The organism is Paenibacillus silvae (genome assembly GCF_014639235.1).
GTDB classification, from domain to species: domain Bacteria; phylum Bacillota; class Bacilli; order Paenibacillales; family Paenibacillaceae; genus Paenibacillus; species Paenibacillus silvae.
On record NZ_BMFU01000032.1, the window covers coordinates 1 to 937 of the forward strand.

The window sequence follows — 937 nt, forward strand, 5'->3', positions numbered from 1 at the left end:
AAGGTAGCCGTATCGGAAGGTGCGGCTGGATCACCTCCTTTCTATGGAGAATCGTTTCCCGAGTGGAAACATTCAAATTTTAAATCTAGCCAGGTCGGCTAGTTACTCACTCGTTGCTCAGTTTTGAGAGCTCAAACTCTCAAACGTTTGGTGGCGATAGCGAAGGGGTTCCACACGTTCCCATCCCGAACACGACCGTTAAGCCCTTCAGCGTCGATGGTACTTGGACCGCAGGGTCCTGGGAGAGTAGAACGCCGCCAAGCGTAACCCATTTCGGGTTCAAAACTTATATATTGTGGGCCCTTAGCTCAGTTGGTTAGAGCGCACCTCTGATAAGGGTGAGGCCGGTGGTTCGAGTCCACCAGGGCCCACCATTTCAACTTCATAAGTGTTTATTTACGGGGTCCCCGAAAAGTAATCGGAATAGACTTCGTAGACATACTTCACTTTTTAGGGTGAATTATGGGGCCATAGCTCAGCTGGGAGAGCGCCTGCCTTGCAAGCAGGAGGTCAGCGGTTCGATCCCGCTTGGCTCCACCAACAAGATTTTACAAGCTTGTTCTTTGAAAACTAGATATCGAAACGAAACAAACGCGAATTAGAACATTCCTTTTAGGGATGAATGCTTGCTCGGTTGAAGTAACCGAACAACAATCATCCTAGCTGAACTTGTGTCAACAAGTGAAAGTGTTAATAAGGTAGTAAAATTGCTGGAGCGAGTGATCGAAATGGAGCGACTTTTGGCTTTGAACAAAGTTCAAAACAAGGGAAGCGACAGCTCGAACACGAGCGACCTGGTTAAGCTACTAAGAGCACACGGAGGATGCCTAGGTGCTAGGAGCCGATGAAGGACGTGGCGAACAACGAAACTGCCTCGGGGAGCTGTAAGCAAGCTTTGATCCGGGGATGTCCGAATGGGGAAACCCAGCTGGGGTAA

At 49.2% G+C, this 937-nt stretch carries 2 tRNA genes and 2 rRNA genes; all 4 read left to right on the forward strand.

Annotated elements, in window-relative coordinates:
- Nucleotides 1-146 precede the first annotated feature (146 nt).
- Nucleotides 147-263 (forward strand): 5S ribosomal RNA (rrf, locus tag IEW26_RS29925).
- Between the two features lie 34 nt (nt 264-297).
- Nucleotides 298-374 (forward strand) — tRNA-Ile (locus IEW26_RS29930).
- 90 nt (nt 375-464) lie between these two features.
- Nucleotides 465-540, forward strand: a tRNA-Ala gene (locus tag IEW26_RS29935).
- Between the two features lie 256 nt (nt 541-796).
- Nucleotides 797-937, forward strand: a 23S ribosomal RNA gene (locus IEW26_RS29940); the annotation flags it as partial.